The organism is Burkholderia semiarida, from assembly GCF_029268935.1.
GTDB lineage: Bacteria > Pseudomonadota > Gammaproteobacteria > Burkholderiales > Burkholderiaceae > Burkholderia > Burkholderia semiarida.
Genome location: NZ_JAHLCL010000011.1, coordinates 284 through 2,087, shown reverse-complemented (window position 1 = coordinate 2,087; position 1,804 = coordinate 284). Strand labels below are relative to the sequence as shown.

Genomic DNA, 1,804 nt, shown 5'->3' with positions numbered 1-1,804 from the left:
CGGTCACCACGGTAGGATTCATGACTGGGGTGAAGTCGTAACAAGGTAGCCGTATCGGAAGGTGCGGCTGGATCACCTCCTTTCCAGAGCTATCTCGCGAAGTTGAGCGCTCACGCTTATCGGCTGTAAATTAAAGACAGACTCAGGGGTCTGTAGCTCAGTCGGTTAGAGCACCGTCTTGATAAGGCGGGGGTCGTTGGTTCGAATCCAACCAGACCCACCATTGTCTGGCGGTAGGTACCTGAGGGAATCTGTACTCATGGGGGCATAGCTCAGCTGGGAGAGCACCTGCTTTGCAAGCAGGGGGTCGTCGGTTCGATCCCGTCTGCCTCCACCAATCACCAACGCTAAGGGCTTGGTTCAGACACTGAACCGAGAATTTTGCATTGGCGATTGAGCCAGTCAGAGCGGTACGAAGTAGGTATCGGCTGTCGTTCTTTAACAATCTGGAAGAAGTAAGTAATTTGGATAGCGGAAGCGTCTTGAGATGGGCGTGGAAACTATCCGGGTTGTGATTGTATCGATGTATCTCAAGATGATTCGAACTCTAAGTTTGACTCAATTGGAATACGGCACAACGCGAGAACTCAACCTGTAGCGACTGTAGCGTCGAAAGATGAGACAGACTCGTTATAGGGTCAAGCGAACAAGTGCATGTGGTGGATGCCTTGGCGATCACAGGCGATGAAGGACGCGGTAGCCTGCGAAAAGCTACGGGGAGCTGGCAAACGAGCTTTGATCCGTAGATGTCCGAATGGGGAAACCCACTCCTTATGGAGTATCCATGGCTGAATACATAGGCCATGCGAAGCGAACGCGGTGAACTGAAACATCTAAGTAACCGCAGGAAAAGAAATCAACCGAGATTCCCAAAGTAGTGGCGAGCGAAATGGGATGAGCCTTGCACTCTTTATTTGTATTGTTAGCCGAACGCTCTGGAAAGTGCGGCCATAGCAGGTGATAGCCCTGTAGGCGAAAACAGTATGAAAGAACTAGGTGTGCGACAAGTAGGGCGGGACACGTGAAATCCTGTCTGAAGATGGGGGGACCATCCTCCAAGGCTAAATACTCGTGATCGACCGATAGTGAACCAGTACCGTGAGGGAAAGGCGAAAAGAACCCCGGGAGGGGAGTGAAATAGATCCTGAAACCGCATGCATACAAACAGTCGGAGCCTCGTAAGGGGTGACGGCGTACCTTTTGTATAATGGGTCAGCGACTTACGTTCAGTAGCAAGCTTAACCGTATAGGGCAGGCGTAGCGAAAGCGAGTCCGAATAGGGCGTTCAGTTGCTGGGCGTAGACCCGAAACCAGGTGATCTATCCATGGCCAGGATGAAGGTGCGGTAACACGTACTGGAGGTCCGAACCCACTAACGTTGAAAAGTTAGGGGATGAGCTGTGGATAGGGGTGAAAGGCTAAACAAACCTGGAAATAGCTGGTTCTCTCCGAAAACTATTTAGGTAGTGCCTCGTGTCTCACCTTCGGGGGTAGAGCACTGTCATGGTTGGGGGGTCTATTGCAGATTACCCCGCCATAGCAAACTCCGAATACCGAAGAGTGCAATCACGGGAGACAGACATCGGGTGCTAACGTCCGGTGTCAAGAGGGAAACAACCCAGACCGCCAGCTAAGGTCCCCAAATATAGCTAAGTGGGAAACGAAGTGGGAAGGCTAAAACAGTCAGGAGGTTGGCTTAGAAGCAGCCACCCTTTAAAGAAAGCGTAATAGCTCACTGATCGAGTCGTCCTGCGCGGAAGATGTAACGGGGCTAAGCTATATACCGAAGCTGCGGATGCGAGCT

Annotated in this window: 2 tRNA genes and 2 rRNA genes (1 of these 4 only partly in view); all 4 read left to right on the top strand. The window is 51.6% G+C overall.

The window, feature by feature from the left end:
- A 16S ribosomal RNA gene (locus tag KPB06_RS34380) occupies window positions 1-83 on the top strand; the annotation flags it as partial.
- A 63-nt stretch (window positions 84-146) separates the two neighbouring features.
- Window positions 147-223, top strand: a tRNA-Ile gene (locus KPB06_RS34375).
- 38 nt (window positions 224-261) lie between these two features.
- Window positions 262-337, top strand: a tRNA-Ala gene (locus KPB06_RS34370).
- A gap of 299 nt (window positions 338-636) precedes the next feature.
- A 23S ribosomal RNA gene (locus KPB06_RS34365) occupies window positions 637-1,804 on the top strand (its annotated part continues 283 nt past the right edge of the window); the annotation flags it as partial.